The following is a 22,369-nucleotide window of genomic DNA, read 5'->3' on the forward strand; positions in this document are numbered from 1 at the left end:
GCGTCTCTGATGGCCAAGGCGCGCATTCAGTTCATCTGCCAGAATTGCGGCACAGTGCATACGCGCTGGGCGGGCAAGTGCGATTCCTGTGGCGAGTGGAACACGCTCGTCGAGGAAGGCACCAATAGCGGCATCGGTTCCGGTCCAGGCGCCATGTTGTCGAAGCGCAAGGGTCGCGCCGTGGCGCTGACCTCGCTTTCCGGCGATATAGAAGATGCCCCGCGCATCATTTCCGGCATCAGCGAACTCGACCGGGTAACCGGCGGCGGTTTCGTGCGTGGGTCTGCACTGCTGATCGGCGGCGATCCCGGCATCGGCAAATCCACGCTTCTGACGCAGGCCGCAGCAGCCCTTGCCAATCGCGGCCACCGCATCGTCTATGTTTCGGGCGAAGAAGCCGTCGCGCAGATCCGCCTGCGTGCGCAGCGTCTCGGCGTCGCCACGTCGCCGGTGGAACTTGCCGCCGAAACCAATGTCGAAGACATCATCGCCACCATCTCCGATGGCAAACGCCCTGATCTGGTGATTATCGATTCGATCCAGACCTTGTGGACCGATATGGCGGATTCGGCCCCCGGCACGGTTACGCAGGTGCGTTCCTCGGCGCAGGCGATGATCCGTTATGCCAAGCAGACAGGCGCTGCGGTGGTGCTGGTCGGCCATGTCACCAAGGACGGCCAGATTGCCGGCCCGCGCGTGGTCGAGCATATGGTCGATGGCGTTCTCTATTTCGAAGGCGAAGGCGGGCATCATTACCGCATCCTGCGCACGGTGAAGAACCGCTTCGGCCCCACCGATGAAATCGGCGTTTTCGAAATGTCCGATGGCGGCTTGCGCGAAGTGTCCAATCCGTCCGAGCTTTTTCTCGGCGAACGCAACGAAAAAGCGCCCGGAGCTGCGGTTTTCGCCGGTATGGAAGGCACGCGCCCGGTTCTGGTGGAAATTCAGGCCCTTGTTGCCCCCTCCTCTCTCGGCACGCCGCGCCGTGCCGTCGTGGGCTGGGATGGCGGGCGTCTCGCCATGATCCTCGCCGTGCTGGAATCGCATTGCGGGGTGCGTTTCGGCCAGCATGACGTCTATCTGAATGTTGCGGGCGGCTATCGGATCAGCGAACCGGCGGCCGATATTGCCGTTGCATCGGCGCTTGTTTCCTCGATGGCCGGTATTGCCCTTCCGCCAGATTGTGTTTATTTCGGCGAAATCAGCCTTTCCGGTGCTGTTCGTGCGGTGACGCATGCAGTACAGAGATTGAAGGAAGCAGAGAAACTCGGCTTCCGGCAGGCGGAAGTGCCAAGCGGTAGCGGCGAACTCTGGAAAGATCGCAGCTTCCGTCTTATGGAAACAGCCGCCCTGCCCGACCTCGTTGCACGCATTGCCGCGGCGGGTGCCGGAAAGAAGTAGAAATCGGGAATGTGAAGCTGGAAGATTCTGTCAACCTTCCAGTGGTAAGCTTCCGCGTCTTTGACTGCCCTGCGCACCGGAACGCTTGCGCGAAAAACTAAGGACAGGCCAGAATGCCCATAACCATGCTTGATGGAATTCTACTCGGGATAACGCTGGTATCAGCGGTTCTGGCGATGGTGCGCGGTTTTTCCCGCGAAGTACTGTCGCTCGTATCCTGGGCTGCGGCAGCAGCTGCCGCTTTCCTATTCTATAAGCCGGTGCTGCCCTACATAAAGCCCTATATCAACAACGAAACCCTTGCGATGATCGCCGCCATGGCTGCGGTTTTCCTCGTGGTGCTGATCATCGTTTCGCTGATCACCATGAAGATCGCGGATTTCATCATCGACAGCCGCATCGGCGCGCTCGATCGCACGCTGGGCTTCCTGTTCGGCGCGGCACGCGGTGTTCTGCTGATGGTCGTCGCCATGCTGTTCTTCAACTGGGCGGTGCCGGATAACCAGCCTGCCTGGATCACCAATGCGAAATCGAAGCCGATGCTCGATTCCTTCGGCGAACAGCTGCGCAATCTTCTGCCTGCCGACCCGGAATCGATGGTCGACAAGTTCAAGCCGCAGCGCAATGCACCAGCCACTGGCGAACAGGAAGAAGCGCCTGTTCCGGATGACGCGCCAGCGCAGCAATAATCAGCACCTGATTTAAAAAATTGAAACCGGCTCGTGCCGGTTTCATCTGTTTTTGGCCCCAATAAAGGCCTATATGATCGGCTTAACTGACGCGGGTTCAAGGGATCGCTTTCAAAACAGCGTCCTTTCATGTAAATGTTGTTTTTAACAACCCGCAATCGAAAGGTCTTGCGGACAATGTTCCAACAATCGCATGATGAGACTTCCTTTATGCTGGATGACGACACCCTGCATGAAGAGTGTGGTGTATTCGGCATTTTGGGTCATGAGGACGCCGCAGCGCTGACAGCGCTGGGTCTGCACGCCCTTCAGCATCGCGGGCAGGAAGCCGCCGGTATCGTCTCGTACCACAATCGCCGCTTCCATTCCGAACGCCATATGGGCCTCGTCGGGGACCATTTCACCGACGCCGCCACGCTGAACCGCCTGCCCGGCGACCGCGCCATCGGCCATGTGCGCTATTCCACGACCGGCGAAACGATCCTGCGCAATGTGCAGCCGCTTTTCGCAGAACTGGAAGTCGGCGGCATTGCGATTGCCCATAACGGCAATTTCACCAACGGCATCTCGCTGCGCAAACAGCTCATCGCCTCAGGCGCGATCTTCCAGGCGACTTCCGACACGGAAGTCGTTTTGCATATGATCGCCCGTTCGCGTTTTGCCTCGTCTTCCGACCGTTTCGTGGATGCGATCCGTCAGGTCGAAGGCGGCTACGCCATGCTGGCACTGACCCGCACCAAGCTGATCGCCGCGCGCGATAGCATCGGCATTCGTCCGCTCGTCATGGGCGAACTGGATGGCAAGCCGATCTTCTGCTCGGAAACCTGCGCCCTCGACATCATCGGCGCGAAATACATTCGCGACGTTGAAAATGGCGAAGTGATCGTCTGCGAAATCCAGCAGGACGGCTCGATCACCACCCAGTCCATCAAGGCGGAAAACCCGCAGCCGGAACGTCTGTGCCTGTTCGAATATGTCTATTTCGCCCGCCCGGATTCTGTCGTCGGCGGACGCAGCGTCTATGTCGCGCGCAAGAATATGGGTATCGAACTGGCTGGTGAGGCCGGTGTCGAAGCCGATGTCATTGTGCCGGTGCCCGATGGCGGCACGCCTGCGGCGCTCGGCTTTGCGCAGGCAAGCGGCATTCCTTTCGAATATGGCATCATCCGCAACCATTATGTCGGGCGCACCTTCATCGAGCCGACCCAGCAGATTCGCGCCTTGGGCGTGAAGCTGAAGCATTCGGCCAATCGTGCCATGATCGAAGGCAAACGTGTTGTGCTGGTGGATGATTCCATCGTGCGCGGCACCACCTCGGTCAAGATCGTGCAGATGATGCGCGATGCGGGCGCGAAGGAAGTGCATATACGGGTGGCAAGCCCGATGATCTATCATCCGGATTTCTACGGCATCGACACGCCGCACGCCGACAAGCTTCTCGCCAACCAGCATGAAGATCTGGAATCCATGTGCCGTTACATCGGCGCGGATTCGCTGGCCTTCCTGTCTATCGACGGTCTCTACAAGGCTGTCGGCGGCAAGCCGCGTGATCCGAACGCGCCTGCCTTCACGGATCACTATTTCACGGGTGATTACCCGACCCGCCTTCTCGATCAGGAAGGCGAAAGCAACATCCACACGCTGTCGCTGCTGGCCAGCAACGGCTAACGCACATTCGCGAACTGGGCGGCCTGCGGGCCGCTCCAATCCTTCACATAAAAAGTCATTGGGGACGGAATGACAATCGACCTTACGGGCCGGCTGGCCTTGGTAACGGGCGCATCGCGCGGCATCGGGTATTTTCTTTCACTGGAACTGGCAAAACGCGGCGCGCATGTGATCGCTGTGGCGCGTACTGTCGGCGGTCTTGAAGAGCTGGACGACGATATTCGCAAGCTCGGCGGCAACGCGACATTGGTGCCGCTCGACATCACCGATATGGAAGCCATCGACCGCCTTGGCGGCTCGATCCACGAGCGCTGGGGTAAGCTTGATATCATGGTCGCCAATGCGGGCGTGCTGGGCACCATCTCGCCGATCGGCCATGTAGAAGCAAAGACCTTCGAAAAGGTCATGAATGTCAACGTGACAAGCGTTTGGCGTCTGATCCGCTCGACAGACCCGCTGCTGCGCCTTTCCGATGCCGGACGCGCCATTCTGCTCTCGTCCGGCGTTGCGCATAGCTGCCGCGCCTTCTGGGGGCCTTACGCCGCCTCCAAGGCGGCAGTCGAGGTCATGGCCCGCAGCTGGGCTGAAGAAACCAAGCAGATGGCCCTGAATATCAACTCGGTCAATCCCGGCGCAACCCGCACCGCCATGCGCGCGCAGGCCATGCCCGGCGAAGACCCGGACACCCTGCCGACACCGCAGGAAGTGGCCGAAAAGATCGTCAAGCTTGCCGATCCGGCGCTCGACGTCACGGGCAAGCTGTTTGACGTGCGTCAGGACCGTTTCCTCGACTATCATATGCCGGATTGAAAATCTGATCCAGAATAGTTATGTTTGGATTGGCGGCTGAAGCTGTAACTCCAGCCGCCGTGTACTTAGAAGATATTTACCCGCACATATGCTTGCCAGCCTGTGCGGGTTTTCTTTATCCTAAGCGTGAACCTGATGGGTATTAGCCACATAGTTCACCTCCAAAAGGAGAGCAAAGCCCTTGCCTGGGTCGGGGTGGCTCATCCTCCCCGACGCGCCCGCTGGCTTGGCGCTTGCTGCTTTTGCCCCCATCCCGAATTGATGAACCAATTTTCAGTTGGTGAATAGCTTTTTTACTTGAGGATTACCAAATGACTGACGCCACCACGCGCTTCATCGTCATCAGCGGTGGCCCCGGATCGGGCAAAAGCACGCTGATCGATGCGCTCGAACAACGAGGTTTTGCGCGTACCATGGAAGCCGGGCGCGCCATCATTCAGGATCAGGTTGCCATAGGCGGCACGGCCTTACCCTGGGACGACCGCGCGCTGTTTGCCGAACTGATGTTGTCGTGGGAAATGCGGTCACATCGCTCGGCACAGCGCCACTCTGGGCCGGTCTTCTTTGATCGCGGTGTGCCGGATGTGATCGGCTATCTTTCGCTCTGCGGCTTGCCCGTGCCTTCGCATATGGAAGCGGCTGCGCAGCAGATTCGTTATAACAAAACGGTGTTTCTCGCCCCGCCATGGCCGGAGATTTTCGGGCAGGATGCCGAGCGCAAGCAGGATTTCGAAGAGGCCGTGCGAACATTCACAGCGATGGAAACAACCTATCGCCGGTTCGGATATGAAATCGCGCTCCTGCCGAAAGTTTCGGTCGAGGAGCGCGTTGAGTTCATTCTGACAAAAATGCCGTCAGTTGTCTTCTGACGCAGACGGCTTTTCTTCTTCGCTATCGGTCGTCGGTTCTTCCGCGGCTTTACGATCCGCAGCCTCGCGGCGGTTCCATGCGGCAAGACTGAACGGCAGGAAAGCCAGATAGGCCAGAGCCGTCAGGCTCAGCGTCTGCCATGTGAAGCTCATCAGGAACGCCACATAGACGACCACGCAAAGGATCAGCGGCATGACGATATCGCGGCGCACAAGACTGCCCGCCGATTTGCCGTTATAGACCGGCAGGCGGCTGACCAGCAGGAACGCGATGGCCACGGTATAAATGGCAACGCCGAAGGCCAGCCCGCGCGAAGGCGTCAGGCCGAGGAAACCGAGATAAACCGGCAACAGCACCAGCATGGCGCCAGCGGGCGCAGGCACGCCGATGAAATAGTTGCTCTGCCAGGCAGGCCGGTTCGGGTCTTCCAGCATCACATTGAAACGCGCCAGACGAAGGCAACAGGCAATCGCATAGAGAAGACCGGCAATCCAGCCGAAGGAACGCGCCTGATCCAGCATGAATGCATAAAGCACCAATGCGGGTGCAACGCCGAAATTGACGATGTCGGCAAGTGAATCCATCTGCTCGCCGAATTTCGACGAGCCTTTCATCATGCGCGCGACACGACCGTCGATACCGTCGAGGAATGCTGCGACGAGCACCATGGCGACGGCCAGCTCAAACCGGTTTTCGAAGGCAAGACGAATGCCGGTCAGACCGGCACAGATGGCCAGAACCGTGATGAGGTTCGGAACAACGATCCGCAGCGGTATCTGCGACAGCTTTGGGCCGCGGGATGAATCCACGCGGCCATTGGGCTCAAAAGGCGGAAAGGGTGTTCCCATGTTCTATGCAATCCGGACAACGGGTTCGCTGCGGTTGCTGCCGTAATCGGCAAGCACCGTTTCACCGGCAACAGCCGTCTGACCCACGGCAACGCGAACCGTCGCATCGGCAGGCAGATAAACGTCAACGCGGGAACCGAAGCGGATAAGGCCGAAACGCTCGCCAACCGACAGATCGTCATCCTGGCTCGACCAGCACACGATGCGGCGCGCTACCAGACCGGCGATCTGCACCACGCCGACTTTGCCATGCGGGCTTTCGATCAGAACACTGTTGCGTTCATTTTCGGTGCTCGCCTTGTCCAGTTCCGCATTGAGGAACTTGCCCGGACGATGCTGGACCTTGACGATCTGACCACGAACCGGCGAGCGGTTGATGTGCACGGAAAAGACATTCATGAACACGGAAACGCGCATCAGCGGCTCAAAGCCCAGATCAAGCTCCGCAGGCGGAATGGCCGGACCGACGAAAGAAACCTTGCCGTCAGCCGGGCTGATGACGAGATCGTCGTCCATCGGCGTCACGCGTTCGGGATCGCGGTAGAAATAGATGCACCAGACTGTGAGCACCATGCCGATCCAGAACAGCGGGTTCCACAACCAGCCAAGGATCAGCGAAACCACGAAGAAGCCCGCTATGAACGGATAGCCTTCCCGGTGAATCGGCACGAAAGTGTTGCGGATAGTGTCAGTCAGGCTCATCGCTTGTTCCTCGTATTTAGAGCGCATCCGATCTGGCTTCACCAGACCGGCACTCTAAATCGTTGCTCGGGCCGCATTTATGCGACGCCAAATGTTCCCATTTGGCTGCACAACGCTTTAGCCGTATGTAGCGCATGACTCCCGGAATCTCAAAATGCATTTCGCAATTTATGCACGACTGTCAGGTGCCGTGATCACTCCGCCGCAGGGGTTCCGCGCACAACCACGCCCATATCGTCGCTCTCGCGAACCTGACGCAGGCGCTCTTCGGCTTCGTCGGCCTCACGCTGGCGATCCCACATCGAGGCATAAAGCCCCTTGTGCTTCAGAAGCTGACGATGCGTGCCGCGCTCGGCGATCAAACCGTCCTTGAGCACGATGATTTCATCCGCACCGATGACTGTCGAAAGACGGTGCGCTATAACCAGTGTCGTGCGGCCGCGGCTGACAATATCCAGCGCCGACTGGATTTCCTGCTCAGTCGCCGTGTCCAGCGCCGAGGTCGCTTCATCGAGGATCAGGATCGGCGGTGCTTTCAGGATCGTGCGTGCGATCGCGACGCGCTGCTTTTCACCGCCTGAAAGCTTCAGCCCGCGCTCACCGACCATAGCCTTGTAGCCATCCGGCAGATGCTGGATGAAACGGGAAATCTGCGCCATTTCAGCCGCCTTCTCCACCTCTTCCTCGGTCGCATCGGTGCGGCCATAGCGAATATTATAGGCGATGGTGTCGTTGAACAGCACCGTATCCTGCGGAACCATGCCGATGACCTTGCGCAGGCTTTCCTGCGTCACGTCACGCACGTCCTGCCCGTCAATGGTCACCGAGCCCGACTGGATATCGTAGAAGCGGAACAGCAGCCGCGAAATCGTGGACTTGCCCGCGCCCGAAGGCCCGACAATCGCCACCGTCTTGCCTGCCGGAACCTCGAAGCTGATGCCCTTGAGGATCGGACGGTTGGAATCATAGGCAAAGTGCACGTCGTCAAAGCGGATTGCGCCCTTGTCGACCTGCAGCGGCTTGGCGCCCGGCTTGTCGCTCACTTCCTGCTTCACGTCGAGCAGGTCGAACATCTGTTCGATATCAGTCAGCCCCTGACGGATTTCGCGATAGATGAAACCGATGAAGTTGAGCGGAATGGAAAGCTGCATCAACAGCGCATTGATGAACACGAAGTCGCCGATGGATTGCGTTCCGGCGCGCACTTCCAGTGCCGACATGACCATGACAATCGCCATGCCCACGCCGAAGATCACCGCCTGACCGAAGTTCAGCCAGCCGAGCGAGGTCCAGGTCTGGGTCGCAGCCTTTTCATAACGCGCCATCGAAGCATCGAAGCGCTTGGCTTCCATCGTCTCATTGCCGAAATACTTCACCGTTTCGAAGTTCAGCAGGGAGTCGATAGCCTTGGTATTGGCGTCCGTATCGGAATCGTTCATCTCGCGGCGGATGTTGATGCGCCAGTCGCTCGCCTTGATCGTGAACCACGTATAGAACCACACCGTCGCCGCCACGACCACCAGATAGGAAATGCCGTAGGAGACCGCGAAAATCACCGCCGTCATTGCAAATTCCAGAATGGTCGGCAGCGTGTTGAGAATGGTGAAGCGGACGATGGTTTCGATGCCCTTCGTGCCGCGCTCGATCACGCGTGACAGACCGCCCGTGCGCCGCTCAAGATGAAAGCGCAGCGAAAGCTGGTGCATATGCACGAATGTGCGATAGGCAAGCTGGCGCACCGCATATTGGCCGACACTGGCGAACAAGGCGTCGCGCAGCTGGTTGAGACCGGCCTGCACGATCCTCGATCCGTTATAGGCCACCACGAGCATGACCGCACCGGTCAGGAAAAGCGGCACATAGCCCGGCGCATGCAACTGTCCGTTCAGCGCATTCGTCGCCCATTTGAAGAAATAGGGCACGAGAATGAGAACGATCTTCGAAATGACCAGATAGAACGTTGCCCATACCACACGCATGCGCAGGTCCGGCCTGTCCTCGGGCCACATATAGGGCCAGAGATTGCGCAGTGTCTTGAATGTTTCGCCGGATTCGGCAGAAACCGTTTTAGAGGAGCTCATCAGGCGTTCTTTCGGGTCAGATCATAACGTGCAACAACCACCGGCGAATGCGGCAAGGTGGGTGCGAATGGCATTGATTTGCTGCCAGTTGACGCTGTAGCGCGAGGACTGGCGTTCGGGTCGATAGTCGATCAGCCTTGCGGTCACGAGAACCTTCAAATGCTGGGAAACGGTGGATTGGGCGAGATCAAGCCTGCCGACAATATCCTTGCAGCAGCAGGCGTCCTCAAGGATCAGTTGCCGTAAAATGGCGATACGCACCGGGTGACCCAGCGCGGCATAAATCCGCGCGGCATCCTCGTCGCCTTTCGCCATCGAGCCAAGATCGGCTGCGGCCTGATCATTCAGGGAAATCTTCATCGTATATCGACGATATACGATTATGCCTTAAAGCACAAGATTTCGCGGCGTCTTTTCCAAAAAACGCCGCGAAAGTAAAAACAAGCTATCGTGATTATTGAGTAGCACTACAATTGCAAATTCGTCAGGCCGTGGCGAAACGAGTGATTTTCGAGCGCAGGAGCATAGGAAATTGCTCGTTGCAGACCGGCATCACAAAGAACGCAACTGTAGTGGTAGAGCGGAACCTGATCAGTTCTGCGGTTACTGTGTCTGGCGCTGCACTTCCTCGTCGCCCAGAGGCTCCTTCGGCATGTGGAACACCTGCCCCGGCCAGATAAGGTCAGGGTTTTTGATCTGCTCACGATTGGCAAGATAGATGGTCGTGTAGCGGGTGCCCTTGCCATAGGCGCGCTTGGAAATCGTCCACAGATTGTCGCCACGGCGGATGATCACCGAACCATCAACCTTCTGCAGCGCGGCCTTGTCCTCTGCGCCTGCCTCTGCCGTACCGCCGCTTGCGGGAGCGACTGCCGAAATATTGGCGCCAGCCTCGCGACGGAACGGCACGCGCGCCGTTGCGATGACACGGTTTGCATTGTCGAGAAGATCGGCGCGAATGATGTAATCGGCCACGGCAAGCGGCTGTTTGCTCTGCACGAGGAAACGGCCTTCCGGCGTAACAGTGCTGGAGCCGATCAAAATATCATTGGCATGGACGATCACGCGGTTTCCGCCCTTGGCATTGCCCGCCACGAAGATGGCGTCGCCTTCGATTTCCACAGCCTCGATCGCAATCGGCAGTTCTTCGGCAGGCTTGGCCTGCGAGGCCCCGCCGTCGCTCGGCGCTGTTGCAGCACCCGTCGCATTGTCTGTCGGTTGCGCCGGTGCAGTTTCGGGCTTGGTGATCAGACGACTTGCTTCGCCCGGTTCTTCAACCAGCGCCAGAACCTGTCCGCCTTTTGAATCCGGCACGGAGACGATGGCCGTCTGGGCAGACGTGGCAACCTTGTCCTGCCCCGAGGCGCGCAGCACGAGCTGATGATCGCCCGGCTTCAGCGGCTGGTCCAGCACCACGACGAAATCGCCATTGACGCCTGCCTTGGCTTTGCCCACGACACTCGCACCAGCCACGACTTCCACATCCGAATTCGGCATGGCCTTGCCGGCAATCACCACGGAACCATCCGGCTCTACGCGCAAGAGGTCGAAGATCGGCGTCTGGTGCTGCTGTTCCGGCTCAGCGGCGGCCTGATCGGCGGGGGCCGTCGGCTTGTCAGCCTTTGGCGCAGCCTCGGCAGATTGCGCGGGCTTTGGTGCCTCTGGCGTCGATGCTGATGGTGTCTCTGTCTGAGGCGCTTGCGGCTGAGCAGCCTGCTGTGCGCCGCCGGAAGCGGCGGGCGCGGAAACACCAGCCTTGGGTGTTTCCGGCTCTGTCTTCTTTGCATTCCAGTAAAGGCCAAGCCCGACAATCACGGCCAGCAGGCCAGCGCCGAGCAATCCAAAGCTATTCTTCTGCATTTCGTTCCGAGACCCACGCCAGAGATTAGCGCGTTTCCAGTTAAAACGAAGACGTTGAAACCGCGCTATCTATTTTTCTGCGCATTTCCGAACGCAAAACCGCTTCGCACTTTTGCTGGAAATGCAAACTCTTCCTCTGTCGCATTACCCAACGCAAAACCGCTTCGCACTTTTGCTGGAAATGCTCATTAGAATGGGTTTATAGCTTTTGGCTTCCCCCCACAACAAATCTGCACTGAATTAGCAAAAGGTACGAGGTTTTTTCTTAGCTTGCTTATTGTTCTGCACAGCTTGTGGGCTTTTCCTGTTCCGGGTCGTCCATGAGGTTGTAAAGACTGGCCTCCTGGCCCTTTGTCCACCAGATATAAACGCCGCCCGCATATTTCGCGCCGGAACCGGACAACACATTGGAAGCGATGACGGTTTCATCGTCCAGCTCAAGCTCTGCAAGCGAAATGTCACCGGCATTGTAATAGGTTACGGACACGTCCTTTTCGCCGCATTTATAGAGGACGGAATTGGTCGTCACCGCCGTATCGTCCGGCAATTTGATGGTGATTTCAGCGGCCGACGCCGCCGATGCGGTCAGGGACAGCGCAAAAAGCGCAACGGACAGTTTTACTGAAGACAACATTTTCAAATTCACTCCAATTTGATTTGCAAAATAAGACTTAGATTACAGGCCCTGAATGTACAGGACATGAACGGATTTTACGGCACTGCGGCGTGACGCCCGACTTGACGCTCACGCATCAAAAGCCCAAAAAAGCACTATGTCTGAGATTCGATCCATTTGCGTTTATTGCGGCTCTTCCATGGGCCAGAACCCCATCTATCGCGAAGCTGGCCTTGCCCTTGGCCGCTCCATCGCCGAGCATGGCCTGCGCCTTGTCTATGGCGGCGGCACAAGAGGCATCATGGGTGCGGTGTCGCAGGGCGTGATGGAAGCTGGTGGCGAAGTCACCGGCATCATCCCGACCTTCCTGCTCGACAAGGAAGCGAGCCTCGAAAAGGCGGAACAGCTGACAGAGTTGGTCGTCGTCGGCGATATGCACGAGCGCAAGCACCTGATGTTCCAGAAGTCGGATGCGTTCGTCACCCTGCCAGGCGGCATCGGCACCGTCGAGGAAATCGTGGAGATGATGACCTGGGCGCAGCTCGGCAAGCATCGCAAGCCAATGGTTTTCGCCAATATCAACAATTTCTGGCAGCCCATGCTGTCGCTGCTCGACCATATGCGCGCGGAAGGTTTTCTTCATACCGCCCATCAGGTGCAGCCGCTGGTGATCGACAAAGCGGAAGACATTGTGCCCGCCATCCTCGCCGCCAATGGTAAGCCGCGCGAAGGTGATCCGGAAATCATCGAGAAGATGTAAGCCCTGCCCTCGCGAGAGCAGCTTTCTTGTTCGTTACGCATTGAACCATCTGTACCGCCGTACAGGTGGTTTTTTGTTGTTTGCGCGCCGTTGTCTCTCCACCGCTGCCCTTGCGATAAGCGGCTGGCCATGCCACATTGAAAAACGTTCAACCATATGGTTGACTATTATCCTGAATGACGTATATTCAACCTTACGGGTGAATAATGAACGATGATGCTCTGTCACATATTCTCAAAGCCGTCGGAGACGTTACGCGACGGCATATCTTGACGCTCCTCGTACAGGAGGGCGCTTCAAGAGTGACTGCGCTCGCCGCTCATTTCGACATGTCGCTCAACTCTGTCTCCAAGCACATCAAGGTGCTTGAGGAGGCAGGGTTGGTCACCCGCAAGACTTTGGGCCGCGAGCATTTCATTGCCGCCGAACTGGAACCGGTACGGGAAGTGGAGAACTGGTTCGCGGAACTGAAGTCTGTCTGGGAACTGCGCCTGACGGCGCTGGAGGATGTACTCGTTTCAAAGGAACAGGAAAATGAGTGAGCTTGAACTGACAGTCAATCGCAGGATCGCCGCTCCACGGGAGAAGGTTTTCAACGCATGGCTCTCGCCGGTGACGCTGGCGAAATTCATGCGCGCATCAAGCGACAGCACCGGTCCGTCCGATGTCAGCACGGATGCGGTGAAAGGCGGCCGCTTTTCCATTTTGATGCATATGGTCGATCGCGACGTGCCGCATTCGGGCACCTATCTGGAAATCGATCCGCATTCGCGTTTGGCGTTCACGTGGAATTCGCCGCATTCGCTGGATGACAGCGTGGTAACGATCGACCTGAAGGAAGTGGACCCGAACACCACGGACATCACGCTGAAACAGGTCAAATTCCGCAGCCCCGAAGCACGCGACGGACACATCAAGGGCTGGAGCGTCATTCTGACGAATTTCGACGGACTGGCCAACTGACCCTGCCGATAGAAATAAAAATGCCGGGCGCTTTGCCCGGCATTTTGTTCGTGCGGATAGCATCACGACAATAGCAGATACCCTGTCGGATCTGCTGGGCAGATACCACCACCACATTGCAGCAACGTGGAAACGCCATTCGCGACCGTGAGAACCATGAACAATGCGATCGGCAGATAGACTGCAGTTTTCATTGTGAGAGCTGGCTGCACCTCACCAAACTGACGATCAAACAGCAGCATGATCGCCGCGCCGGTGATCATGAGCGCGGATATGATGAAGCCCCAAGTATAAAAATGCAGATCGAGGAAAGCGTTGCCATAGGCTCCCGTACCGGGAACGATATGCAAAAGAATATGCCGGGCTGCGACCGATCCACTGATTGCAGCGCCCAGGATAATCAATCCGTAATGGCTGGGGCGCATGCCGGTCCTGAGATTGAGAGCGAGACCAAACCCGGCCGCGATGATACCGGCGCGCTGCAAGATGCAAAGCGGGCATGGAATATTCCCTTGGACGATCTGATCAGCAAACGCGAACAAGAGCGTGAAACAAACGGCTGACAACCCAATAATATTGAGCCAGATCGAATATTTTCTGGTCATTTTTTCCGTATCACAATGCAATATTGATTGAATCCGTGGCATGCAGGCTGAACAAAGCCAAAATGCAGACGACACCACTGCCCCAGAATACGAGCGCGATGGTCCGCCTTCTAAACCAGGTCGCAACCAGGCCAACAAAGAAGAGAAAAAAGGACACACTCATCATCGCAATATTCAGTTCTCAAAAAGTCGTAGGAAAGGAATACGCATAGATTCGCATTCCACGGGAAGACTGTAGAACTAATGCAAATTCGGTGTATTGTGAAAATCGCAGAATAGAGGTCGCATAAAGCAGCTCCTAAAAATTACTGATTACATTCTTGAGGAAATCGATCGGCGGTCAATCCGTTACTGATCAAATACCAGCAGATAGGATTGCCACCTATTTCTTCACCAGCGTCACAACTGCTTCCACATGCGGAGACCACAAAAACTGGTCGATAGGCGTGACACGCTGGATGCGGTAGCCGCCCTTCACCAGAATGGCGAGATCGCGGGCAAGCGTGACCGGGTTGCACGACACGGCAACCACCTTTTCCACCTTGGACTTCGCCAGTTCCTGCGCCTGTTCTTCGGCACCCGCACGCGGCGGATCGAAGACAACGGCGTTGTAAGGCAGCAATTCCTTCGGCATTAGCGGGCGGCGAAACAGGTCGCGCCGTTCAACGCTCACCGGCTTCAACCCCTGTACATGGCGCACGCCACGGTCGAGCGCCGCCAGAGCCGCCGCATCATTTTCCACCGCATGGACCGCGCTTTTCTCTGCCATTCTCAGCGCGAAAGTGCCGACACCGCAGAAAAGATCGGCGACGCGCTTTGCCTTGCCGACATGGTTCAGCACCAGCGCCGTCATCGCCTCTTCAGCCTCGGCGGTTGCTTGCAGGAAGCAGCCGGGCGGCACCGGAACCGGAACCTTGCCGAAATGGATCAGCGGCTTTTTTGGCTCGACGATGATTTCGCCTTCATGCGAAAGGCGTGCAAAGCCCTTCTTGATGACCAGCGCGGTCAAGGCGCGGCGCTGGTCGTCATCCAGCACACCGCAACCGCTTGCCGCGAGATCAAGGCCGGATTCCGTCAGTGTCGCCGCCAGTTTGAACGGCTTGGAACCCGGCGCCAGCAATGCGCCGACATCGCGCAGGTCGTCGAGGCGCGCGATGATTTCCGGCACGGTGACCGGGCATTCGACAATATCGATGATTTCGTGGCTGAGATGGCGATTGAAGCCGAGCAGAACGCCCTTCTCCGTCTTGCGCGCGGCAAAGACGGCGCGGCGGCGCGTATGCGGTGCACAGGCCACCAGCGGTTCAACTTCAACATCAATGCCCCTGCCCTTCAGGGCCGAGACAACCAGTTCGCGCTTCCACAGACGGTAGGGTTCATCCTGCCAGTGTTGCAGCGCACAACCGCCGCAGGCCTCGAAATGCTCGCAGGCCGGGTCCTGCCGTTCCGGCGATGCTTCCAGCAATGCGATCAGCGTCGCGCGGTTCTTGTCGCGCGCCACATTGGCCACTTCGCCCGGCAGCGTGAAAGGCACATAGATCTGACCATCGGGAAGATTGGCGACGCCATCGCCGCCCGCACCAATCGAGCGGATTGTTATTTGCCCCATTGCTGGCATCGTCATTGGTCTTTCTTTCCTGCCAAGAGATATTCACGATTGCCGTCACCACCTTCGATGGGTGACGGGCAAAGGCCGAGCGCGCGCCAGCCAGGCTGCGTCTCAAGCCAGAGTTTGAGTTCTTCTGCTATGCGTTCGCCGTCCGCAGGATCACGCAAAATGCCGCCCTTGCCGATGGCTTCACGTCCTGCCTCGAATTGCGGCTTCACGAGAAGCGCGCAGATAGCATCTTTTTGCGCAAAGGCCAATGCCGGGGGCAAAGCGAGCTTCAGCGAGATGAAACTGACATCCGAGACGACGCAATCAATGTCGCGCCCGTCGAGCTGTGCCAATTCCAGCGCGCGGGCGTTGACACCTTCCTTGTTGGCGACGCGGGCGTCGGCGCGCAGGCTTTCATGCAACTGGTCGTGCCCGACATCGATGGCGATGACATGGCTTGCGCCGCGTTCCAGCAACACCTGTGTAAAGCCGCCGGTGGATGCGCCAATATCGATTGCCGTGCGCCCTTTCACATCGAGGTCGAAATGATCGAGCGCCGCGATCAGCTTCAGCGCTGCGCGCGAAACATAGGCGCTGGCCGGATCGTCCACCGCGATTGCAGCATTCTGCGCCACCGTCTGGCCGGGCTTGGTAACGGCTTTGCCATCCACCTTCACCGTGCCGCGCTGGATCGCATCGCGGGCGCGCGAGCGCGTGGCGAACAATCCGCGTTCGACCAGCAGTTGGTCAAGACGCGGACGACTATCGGCAGATGGTACGCTCATGAGATCACGCCCTGAAATCAGGCACGGAACGGCGTCGCGATGGCTTCCCGACCAAGCGCGGAAAAGACCGTGTGCACAATACCGGCCCGGTCGAGACCGGCGCTCGCATACATTGCATCCGGCTTGCCGTGATCCTGATAGAGATCGGGCAGCGTCAGCGCACGAACCTTCAGGCCGCGATCCAGCAGACCGTCAGTGGCGAGGAATTGCAGCACATGCGAGGCAAAGCCGCCCACCGCGCCCTCCTCGACCGTCACCAGCACTTCATGCTCACGGGCAAGGCGGCGGATCAGATCGTGATCGAGCGGCTTGGCAAAGCGCGCATCGGCAACCGTCGTCGAAAGACCAGCAGCGCCCAGCTCATCGGCAGCGGCAAGACATTCAGCCAAGCGCGTTCCAAACGACAGCAGCGCCACCTTGGTGCCCTCGCGCACGATACGGCCCTTGCCGATTTCAAGCACCGAGCCGCGTTCCGGCAATTCAACGCCAACGCCATCGCCACGCGGATAGCGGAAGGAAATCGGGCTTTCGTCATATTCGGCGGCGGTGCGGACCATATGGCGCAATTCAGCCTCGTCGGACGCGGCCATGACGACAAAGCCCGGCAGCGCGGCAAGGAAACCCGTATCGAAGGAGCCTGCATGGGTGGCGCCGTCGGCACCCACCAGACCGGCGCGGTCGATGGGGAAACGCACCGGCAGGTTCTGGATCGACACATCATGCACGACCTGATCGTAGCCGCGTTGCAGGAAGGTCGAATAAATGGCGCAGAACGGCTTGAAACCCTCGCTGGCGAGACCCGCGGCAAAAGTAACCGCGTGCTGTTCGGCAATGCCCACATCGAAGGTGCGCTGCGGGAACACTTCGCCGAAAAGATCAAGCCCGGTGCCGGTCGGCATGGCGGCAGTGATCGCCACGATCTTGTCGTCGTGACGCGCCTCCTCGATCAGGCTTGTGCCGAAAATCTTGGTATAGCTCGGCGCATTTGCAGGCGGCTTCGCCTGCTTGCCGGTGATCACATCGAACTTGTTGACGCCATGATATTTGTCGGCGGCAGCTTCCGCAGGCGCATAGCCCTTGCCCTTCTGCGTCACCACATGGATCAGCACGGGGCCTTTTTGCGTATCGCGCACATTTTTCAGCACAGGCAGAAGATGGTCGAGATTATGCCCGTCGATAGGACCGACATAATAGAAGCCCAGCTCCTCGAACAGCGTACCGCCGGTGAAGAAGGCACGCGCATATTCTTCCGACTTGCGCGCCTTGTCCTGAAGGAATTTCGGCAGCTTCTGCGCCACCTGCTTGGCGGCTTCGCGAACGCTGCGATAGGTGCGGCCCGAAACGAGGCGCGCCAGATAGGCGCTCATCGCCCCGGTTGGCGGCGCAATCGACATGTCGTTATCGTTGAGGATCACAATCAGCCGCGCATCCAGCGCACCGGCATTGTTCATCGCTTCATATGCCATGCCAGCCGACATGGAGCCATCGCCGATGACGGCAATGACATTGCGCTTTTCGCCGGAAAGATCACTTGCAACGGCCATACCAAGACCGGCGGAAATCGACGTGGATGAATGCGCCGCGCCAAACGGATCATATTCGCTTTCGGAACGCTTGGTGAAACCGGACAGGCCGCCTTCCTGCCGCAGCGTGCGAATGCGGTCGCGACGACCGGTCAGAATCTTGTGTGGATAGGCCTGATGGCCAACATCCCAGATGATGCGGTCATGCGGCGTATCGAAGACATGATGCAGCGCAACTGTCAGTTCGACCACGCCCAGCCCCGCGCCCAGATGCCCGCCCGTGGTGGACACAGCGTCGATCAGCTCGGCGCGCAGTTCTTCCGCCAGTTGCGGCAGGTCCTGCTCCGGCAAAGCGCGCAGGCGATCCGGGGTCGGCACCTTGTCGAGCAATGGGGTCGTGGGTCGGGACATCGAAACAACCTGTCTTTGGGATTATCTGGATTGGTCGTCGGTATAGCAGCATCGTGGCCAGATCAAGCAGAGCCGGCTGAACTGCGCCAATCTAACACGATATGAAGCCAAATTGTGCAAAGCAAAAGCGCGTCGCGCTTTCGCTATTTGTCTCTACGCATGCCGTTATTCAGGCAAAGGTATGAAATCCTGTTCGTCGCCCGGCACGATATCGAACCGGCCCGTGCGCCATTCTTCCTTGGCCTGCTCGATGCGTTCCTTGGAGGACGAGACGAAGTTCCACCAGATATAACGTTTCGACCCGAGCGCCGCGCCGCCGAAAAGCATGATATGCGCGCCTTCAGGCCCCGCCTGCACGACAATATCGTCACCGGGGCGGAAGGCCAAAAGCCTGTCCAGCGGAAACACTTCGCCGCCAATGCCGACATTGCCGCTCAAAGTATAGATCGCGCGTTCTTCCGCTGTTGGCGGAATCGGAAAACGGCCATGCGGCTTGATGCGGATATCGGCATAAAGCGTATCGGCATGCTTGATGACCGGTGATTTCAACCCATGCATCGCCCCGATAATCAGGCGCCCGTCGAATTCGGGATCACTCATCAACGGCAGATCGGGCGCGTTGGTGTGATAGAAATGCGGATCGATTTCTTCCAGCGCATCAGGCAGAGCCAGCCAGGTCTGCACACCGGAAATCGACAGCGGCCCATCGCGCTCTTCTTCCGGCGAACGCTCCGAATGCACGATGCCGCGCCCAGCCGTCATGAGGTTCACATCGCCGGGGCGCACCACCATTTCCGTGCCAAGGCTGTCACGGTGACGGATGTGACCGTCAAACAGATAGGTGACCGTCGAAAGACCGATATGCGGATGCGGGCGCACATCCAGCGCATCGCCGTCGCGCAAGACTGCCGGACCCATGCGGTCAAAGAAAATGAACGGCCCCACCAGTCTGCGGCGAACAGTCGGCAGCGCACGGCGCACTTCCAGACCGCCAATATCGCTCGTGCGCGGGATCACCAGCGTCTCAATCGCATCCACTGTCGTCTTGTCGCCAAGCACCGGATCGGGACAGGGGAAAAAGCTCATGAGACATACTCCTTATTAAACCGTCGCAGTGCTTCGGGAGGTGCCGGATAGCACAAAACAAAACCGCACCGGCAGGCCGGTGCGGTCCGCACTCATCAATATGGCGCTAGCTCCACGCTTTTCTAGCAAAAAGCGAACCGCTTTCTCAGAGCCGCATTATCCCACGCAAAACCGCTACGCACTTTTGCTGGAAATGCTTTAGCGACCCTGCAACAGCTTGGAAAGCGCGTTCGTGTCCGGCACCTGACCGTTCGCGGTCAGCTTGTCCACCAGACCCGGCAAGACTTGCGAAAGCTGGTTCAGCAGTTCCTGCTGGTCGATGCCTGCATGCTGTGCAATTTCGCTGAGCGTCTTCTGACCGATGGCATCGCCAAGCTGGCCGGGCTCGATGGAATGGTTCTGGCCCTGGCCGACCCAGGATTCCACCTTGTCACCCAGACCTGCCTGATTGAGCTGTTCCAGAAGGCCGCCGAGACCACCACTGAGCGGGCCCGGTGCGGAAGGTGCAGCCGAAGCGTTGCCCGCAGCGGCGCCACCAAGCAGGCCACCAAGACCGCCGAGAATGCCGCCAAGCAATCCACCGCCGGCCTCATTGGCCGCTGAAGGCGAAGCGTTGCCAGCAGCACCGCCGCCAAGCAGGCCGCCGAGAAGACCACCCAAACCGCCACCAGCCTGCGACTGGTCAGGCACCGGCTGCGCCTGCGTCGGTGCGGGTTCTTCCTTGCTGCCGCCGAGCATCTTGCCGACCAGCAACGCGCCAAGTGCAATCATGATTGGCTTGGCAAGACTGCCGCCGGGGATCGGCGAACCGTTTGAGTTATCGTCGTAACTACCCATGGCGCAATACTCCCTGTTATCCCATGCAGCTGACGTGCACGCGGTAAGTTAAAGTTAAAACGATTTCTCGTTTTGACAAGCATATTAACTTGCCTCTGCGCACTAAATATGAAAATTTTCCGTGAGCGCGAAACAAATGTTTATCTGCGCTTCAGGAGATATAAGATGTCTATAATAAGCTGGATCATTCTCGGCCTGATTGCTGGCTTTATCGGCAGCAAAATCGTCAATAAAAGCGGTCAGGGCGTCTTCTTTGACATCGCATTGGGCATTGTCGGCGCAATCGTCGGCGGCGTGCTTTCATCTTCACTTTTCGGTCGAGGCGTCACCGGCGCATTCGATCCGATCAGCCTCATCATCGCCATTGTTGGCGCAGTCATCGTGCTTTGGGCCTATCACGCCATCACCGGCAAACGAAGCATCGGCTAATTTATATTGTTTAGTAAATTGCCGGCTCCGGTTTACGCCGGAGCCATTTTTGTTTTAGAGCGGGCGACCCGATACATATATTGTTGAGCTTATGAGCTTTCTCGAACCCTACATCACGGCCTATGGCGCATTGGCGCTCTTTGTCATCGTCTATTTCGAGTCGTTCGGCGCGCCCCTGCCCGGCGAGAGTGCGCTGATTGCAAGCTCGCTTCTGGCACTGCATGGCACATTGAACATTGAAGCCGTGCTGCTCGCGGTGTTTATCGGCGCAGTGCTGGGCGATTGTACCGGCTATCTGATTGGGCGCTTCGGCGGACGCAAGGTGATCCTGCGCTATGGCCATCTGGTGAAGCTGACGCCGGAAAGGCTCGACCAGTTCGAAAAAATGTTCGACAGCAAGGGATTTTATGTGGTTGCAACGGCGCGCTTCGTCGTGCTGCTGCGGCAGCTCAACGGCATTATTGCGGGTTCCATGAAGATGAACCCGCTGCATTTTCTCGCTGCAAATATGATTGGTGCTGCCGGATGGACGCTCTGCTGGGGCCTTGGCCCCTATTTGCTGAGCGGCGTGCTTGCGCCCTATGTCACCCAGCTGCGCGCCTGGTTCTGATTATTCCGCGTCGAGCGGTTCGGTGCCGACAGGCTGACCGTCGCGACCGATGCGAATCTTCTCGACCTTGTCTTCAGCCGATTTCAGCAACGTGTCGCAATGCTTCTTCAGCGCTTCGCCGCGCTCATAGATGCGAATGGATTCTTCCAGCGGCACGTCGCCCCGCTCCAGATCGTCTACGATCTTTTCAAGCTGCTTGAGCGCATCCTCGAAGCTCATGACCGCAATATCGGCGTTGGACGGTTCGGTTACCATGATTCATCCTTTCAACAGCCGCGTAATATGCGTAGATGCGGACTGCGACAAGCCCTCTAGATCATATCCACCTTCCAGCACACTCACGAGCCGGTGATCGCAATAGCGTTCCGCCCGTTCCATGAGTTTGCCGGTTGCCCAGTCGAAGTCCGCTTCGTCGAGATTGATCTCGGCCAGCGGATCGCGAAAATGGGCATCGAAGCCAGCCGAAATAAGGATCAAATCTGGCCGGAAGTTGTCCAAAGCAGGCAATACACGACTATTAAATGCTTCGCGAAATTCGCGGCTGCCGCTATTGGCCGAAAGCGGCGCGTTGACGATGTTGCCAACGCCGGTTTCATCCTTCGCGCCCGTGCCCGGATAGAGCGGAAACTGATGCGTGGAGCAGAACAGAACGCTCGGATCGTCCTGAAAAATATCCTGTGTTCCGTTGCCGTGATGCACGTCCCAGTCGATGATGGCGACGCGTTCGGCACCGTGATGACGCTGGGCATGACGCGCCGCAATGGCAATGGAATTGAACAGGCAGAAGCCCATGGCGCGCTCGCGCTCGGCATGATGACCCGGCGGGCGCGCAGCGACAAAACCATTGCTGGCAGCGCCCGAAAACACATCGTCCACCGCGCCCATCGTCGCGCCGATGGCGGTGAGCACTGCTTCCATGCTCTTTGGGCTGACATAGGTGTCACCGTCGAGTTTCACGACGGGCTGCGGCGCTTCCTCATCCTCGACCGGCTCCGGGATCTTGGCGCGCACAGCATCGAGATGTTCTTCTGGATGGGCAAGGAGGATCGTATCTTCGCTGGCCTTCGATGCCTCGACACGATCAAGCCGGTAAAAATCCGGCCCTTCCAGCTCACTCATCAGCGCGCGAATGCGATCCGGGCGCTCAGGGTGCCCGGATGGCGTCAGATGTTCCAGATAAATCGGATGCCAGTAAAGCCGTGTTGTCATGCGCGCATT

25 protein-coding genes are annotated in these 22,369 nt (G+C 58.2%); 10 read left to right on the plus strand and 15 right to left on the minus strand.

Annotation, left to right across the window (positions count from 1 at the left end):
* Positions 1–9 precede the first annotated feature (9 nt).
* The 5 genes from radA to FGI60_RS19500 all read left to right on the plus strand — a co-directional run bounded on the left by radA (position 10) and on the right by FGI60_RS19500 (position 5,437).
* Entirely contained in the window at positions 10–1,401 is a 1,392-nt protein-coding gene (gene radA, locus FGI60_RS19480; protein ID WP_138786583.1) for a DNA repair protein RadA, read from the plus strand.
* A gap of 113 nt (positions 1,402–1,514) precedes the next feature.
* Positions 1,515–2,090: a CvpA family protein gene (locus tag FGI60_RS19485; RefSeq protein ID WP_138786584.1), complete on the plus strand. Its 576-nt coding sequence runs from the start codon at positions 1,515–1,517 to the stop codon at positions 2,088–2,090.
* Positions 2,091–2,267: 177 nt separating this feature from the next.
* Positions 2,268–3,758 (plus strand): amidophosphoribosyltransferase, encoded by a 1,491-nt coding sequence (purF, locus tag FGI60_RS19490; RefSeq protein WP_138786585.1) that lies wholly within the window; start codon positions 2,268–2,270, stop codon positions 3,756–3,758.
* 69 nt (positions 3,759–3,827) lie between these two features.
* Positions 3,828–4,568, plus strand: coding sequence for an SDR family NAD(P)-dependent oxidoreductase (locus FGI60_RS19495; RefSeq protein ID WP_138786586.1), 741 nt, complete (start codon positions 3,828–3,830; stop codon positions 4,566–4,568).
* A 311-nt stretch (positions 4,569–4,879) separates the two neighbouring features.
* A complete protein-coding gene (locus FGI60_RS19500) occupies positions 4,880–5,437 on the plus strand; it encodes an AAA family ATPase (RefSeq protein ID WP_138786587.1) in 558 nt (185 codons plus the stop codon).
* Here the strand turns inward: FGI60_RS19500 and pssA are convergent.
* From pssA to FGI60_RS19530, 6 genes are all read right to left on the minus strand, one after another.
* Positions 5,423–6,286 carry a CDP-diacylglycerol--serine O-phosphatidyltransferase gene (gene pssA, locus FGI60_RS19505; RefSeq protein WP_138786588.1) on the minus strand — a complete coding sequence of 288 codons (864 nt, stop codon included), beginning with the start codon at positions 6,284–6,286 and terminating at the stop codon, positions 5,423–5,425. The genes FGI60_RS19500 and pssA overlap by 15 nt on opposite strands.
* A gap of 3 nt (positions 6,287–6,289) precedes the next feature.
* A complete protein-coding gene (locus FGI60_RS19510; protein WP_138786589.1) occupies positions 6,290–7,015 on the minus strand; it encodes a phosphatidylserine decarboxylase in 726 nt (241 codons plus the stop codon).
* 167 nt (positions 7,016–7,182) lie between these two features.
* The gene (locus FGI60_RS19515) at positions 7,183–9,069 is read right to left on the minus strand and encodes an ABCB family ABC transporter ATP-binding protein/permease (RefSeq protein WP_078338044.1); all 1,887 of its coding nucleotides are present in this window, start codon (positions 9,067–9,069) and stop codon (positions 7,183–7,185) included.
* Between the two features lie 21 nt (positions 9,070–9,090).
* Complete coding sequence (locus FGI60_RS19520) at positions 9,091–9,429, minus strand: ArsR/SmtB family transcription factor (protein ID WP_138786590.1); 339 nt, start codon at positions 9,427–9,429, stop codon at positions 9,091–9,093.
* 243 nt (positions 9,430–9,672) lie between these two features.
* Positions 9,673–10,929, minus strand: a complete 1,257-nt coding sequence (locus FGI60_RS19525) for a LysM peptidoglycan-binding domain-containing protein (RefSeq protein ID WP_138786591.1) — start codon at positions 10,927–10,929, stop codon at positions 9,673–9,675.
* Between the two features lie 274 nt (positions 10,930–11,203).
* On the minus strand, positions 11,204–11,563 hold the full coding sequence (locus tag FGI60_RS19530; protein ID WP_374843641.1) for an MliC family protein: 360 nt from the start codon (positions 11,561–11,563) through the stop codon (positions 11,204–11,206).
* A gap of 139 nt (positions 11,564–11,702) precedes the next feature.
* Here FGI60_RS19530 and FGI60_RS19535 point away from each other — a divergent pair, with 139 nt between their 5' ends.
* From FGI60_RS19535 to FGI60_RS19545, 3 genes are all read left to right on the plus strand, one after another.
* A complete protein-coding gene (locus FGI60_RS19535; RefSeq protein ID WP_138786593.1) occupies positions 11,703–12,305 on the plus strand; it encodes an LOG family protein in 603 nt (200 codons plus the stop codon).
* A gap of 206 nt (positions 12,306–12,511) precedes the next feature.
* Positions 12,512–12,847, plus strand: a complete 336-nt coding sequence (locus FGI60_RS19540) for an ArsR/SmtB family transcription factor (protein ID WP_138786594.1) — start codon at positions 12,512–12,514, stop codon at positions 12,845–12,847.
* Positions 12,840–13,268, plus strand: coding sequence for an SRPBCC family protein (locus tag FGI60_RS19545; RefSeq protein ID WP_078338038.1), 429 nt, complete (start codon positions 12,840–12,842; stop codon positions 13,266–13,268). The genes FGI60_RS19540 and FGI60_RS19545 overlap by 8 nt, the downstream gene beginning before the upstream one ends.
* 62 nt (positions 13,269–13,330) lie before the next feature.
* On the opposite strand, the gene FGI60_RS19550 is transcribed toward FGI60_RS19545, so the two are convergent.
* The 7 genes from FGI60_RS19550 to FGI60_RS19575 form a co-directional block, all read right to left on the minus strand.
* Positions 13,331–13,948: a disulfide bond formation protein B gene (locus FGI60_RS19550; RefSeq protein ID WP_235889864.1), complete on the minus strand. Its 618-nt coding sequence runs from the start codon at positions 13,946–13,948 to the stop codon at positions 13,331–13,333.
* Positions 13,884–14,039, minus strand: coding sequence for a DUF5993 family protein (locus FGI60_RS26825; protein ID WP_374843644.1), 156 nt, complete (start codon positions 14,037–14,039; stop codon positions 13,884–13,886). The genes FGI60_RS19550 and FGI60_RS26825 overlap by 65 nt, the downstream gene beginning before the upstream one ends.
* A gap of 216 nt (positions 14,040–14,255) precedes the next feature.
* On the minus strand, positions 14,256–15,497 hold the full coding sequence (locus FGI60_RS19555; protein WP_138786595.1) for a class I SAM-dependent RNA methyltransferase: 1,242 nt from the start codon (positions 15,495–15,497) through the stop codon (positions 14,256–14,258).
* Positions 15,494–16,255 (minus strand): TlyA family RNA methyltransferase, encoded by a 762-nt coding sequence (locus FGI60_RS19560; protein ID WP_138786596.1) that lies wholly within the window; start codon positions 16,253–16,255, stop codon positions 15,494–15,496. Before FGI60_RS19560 ends, FGI60_RS19555 begins: the two co-directional genes overlap by 4 nt.
* Positions 16,256–16,272: 17 nt before the next feature.
* The gene (gene dxs, locus FGI60_RS19565) at positions 16,273–18,189 is read right to left on the minus strand and encodes a 1-deoxy-D-xylulose-5-phosphate synthase (RefSeq protein ID WP_138786597.1); all 1,917 of its coding nucleotides are present in this window, start codon (positions 18,187–18,189) and stop codon (positions 16,273–16,275) included.
* Positions 18,190–18,354: 165 nt separating this feature from the next.
* On the minus strand, positions 18,355–19,275 hold the full coding sequence (locus tag FGI60_RS19570) for a pirin family protein (RefSeq protein ID WP_138786598.1): 921 nt from the start codon (positions 19,273–19,275) through the stop codon (positions 18,355–18,357).
* 198 nt (positions 19,276–19,473) lie between these two features.
* On the minus strand, positions 19,474–20,112 hold the full coding sequence (locus tag FGI60_RS19575; RefSeq protein ID WP_078338032.1) for a YidB family protein: 639 nt from the start codon (positions 20,110–20,112) through the stop codon (positions 19,474–19,476).
* A 165-nt stretch (positions 20,113–20,277) separates the two neighbouring features.
* On the opposite strand from FGI60_RS19575, the gene FGI60_RS19580 reads away from it, so the two are divergent.
* Positions 20,278–20,541: a GlsB/YeaQ/YmgE family stress response membrane protein gene (locus FGI60_RS19580; RefSeq protein WP_078338128.1), complete on the plus strand. Its 264-nt coding sequence runs from the start codon at positions 20,278–20,280 to the stop codon at positions 20,539–20,541.
* 91 nt (positions 20,542–20,632) lie between these two features.
* Positions 20,633–21,151, plus strand: coding sequence for a DedA family protein (locus FGI60_RS19585; protein WP_138786599.1), 519 nt, complete (start codon positions 20,633–20,635; stop codon positions 21,149–21,151).
* On the opposite strand, the gene FGI60_RS19590 is transcribed toward FGI60_RS19585, so the two are convergent.
* Both FGI60_RS19590 and FGI60_RS19595 read right to left on the minus strand, forming a co-directional pair.
* Positions 21,152–21,406 (minus strand): exodeoxyribonuclease VII small subunit, encoded by a 255-nt coding sequence (locus FGI60_RS19590; RefSeq protein WP_078338030.1) that lies wholly within the window; start codon positions 21,404–21,406, stop codon positions 21,152–21,154.
* A 3-nt stretch (positions 21,407–21,409) separates the two neighbouring features.
* The gene (locus tag FGI60_RS19595) at positions 21,410–22,360 is read right to left on the minus strand and encodes a histone deacetylase family protein (RefSeq protein ID WP_138786600.1); all 951 of its coding nucleotides are present in this window, start codon (positions 22,358–22,360) and stop codon (positions 21,410–21,412) included.
* Between the last annotated feature and the right edge of the window lie 9 nt (positions 22,361–22,369).

Source organism: Brucella haematophila, assembly GCF_005938105.1.
Classification (GTDB): Bacteria; Pseudomonadota; Alphaproteobacteria; order Rhizobiales; family Rhizobiaceae; genus Brucella; species Brucella haematophila.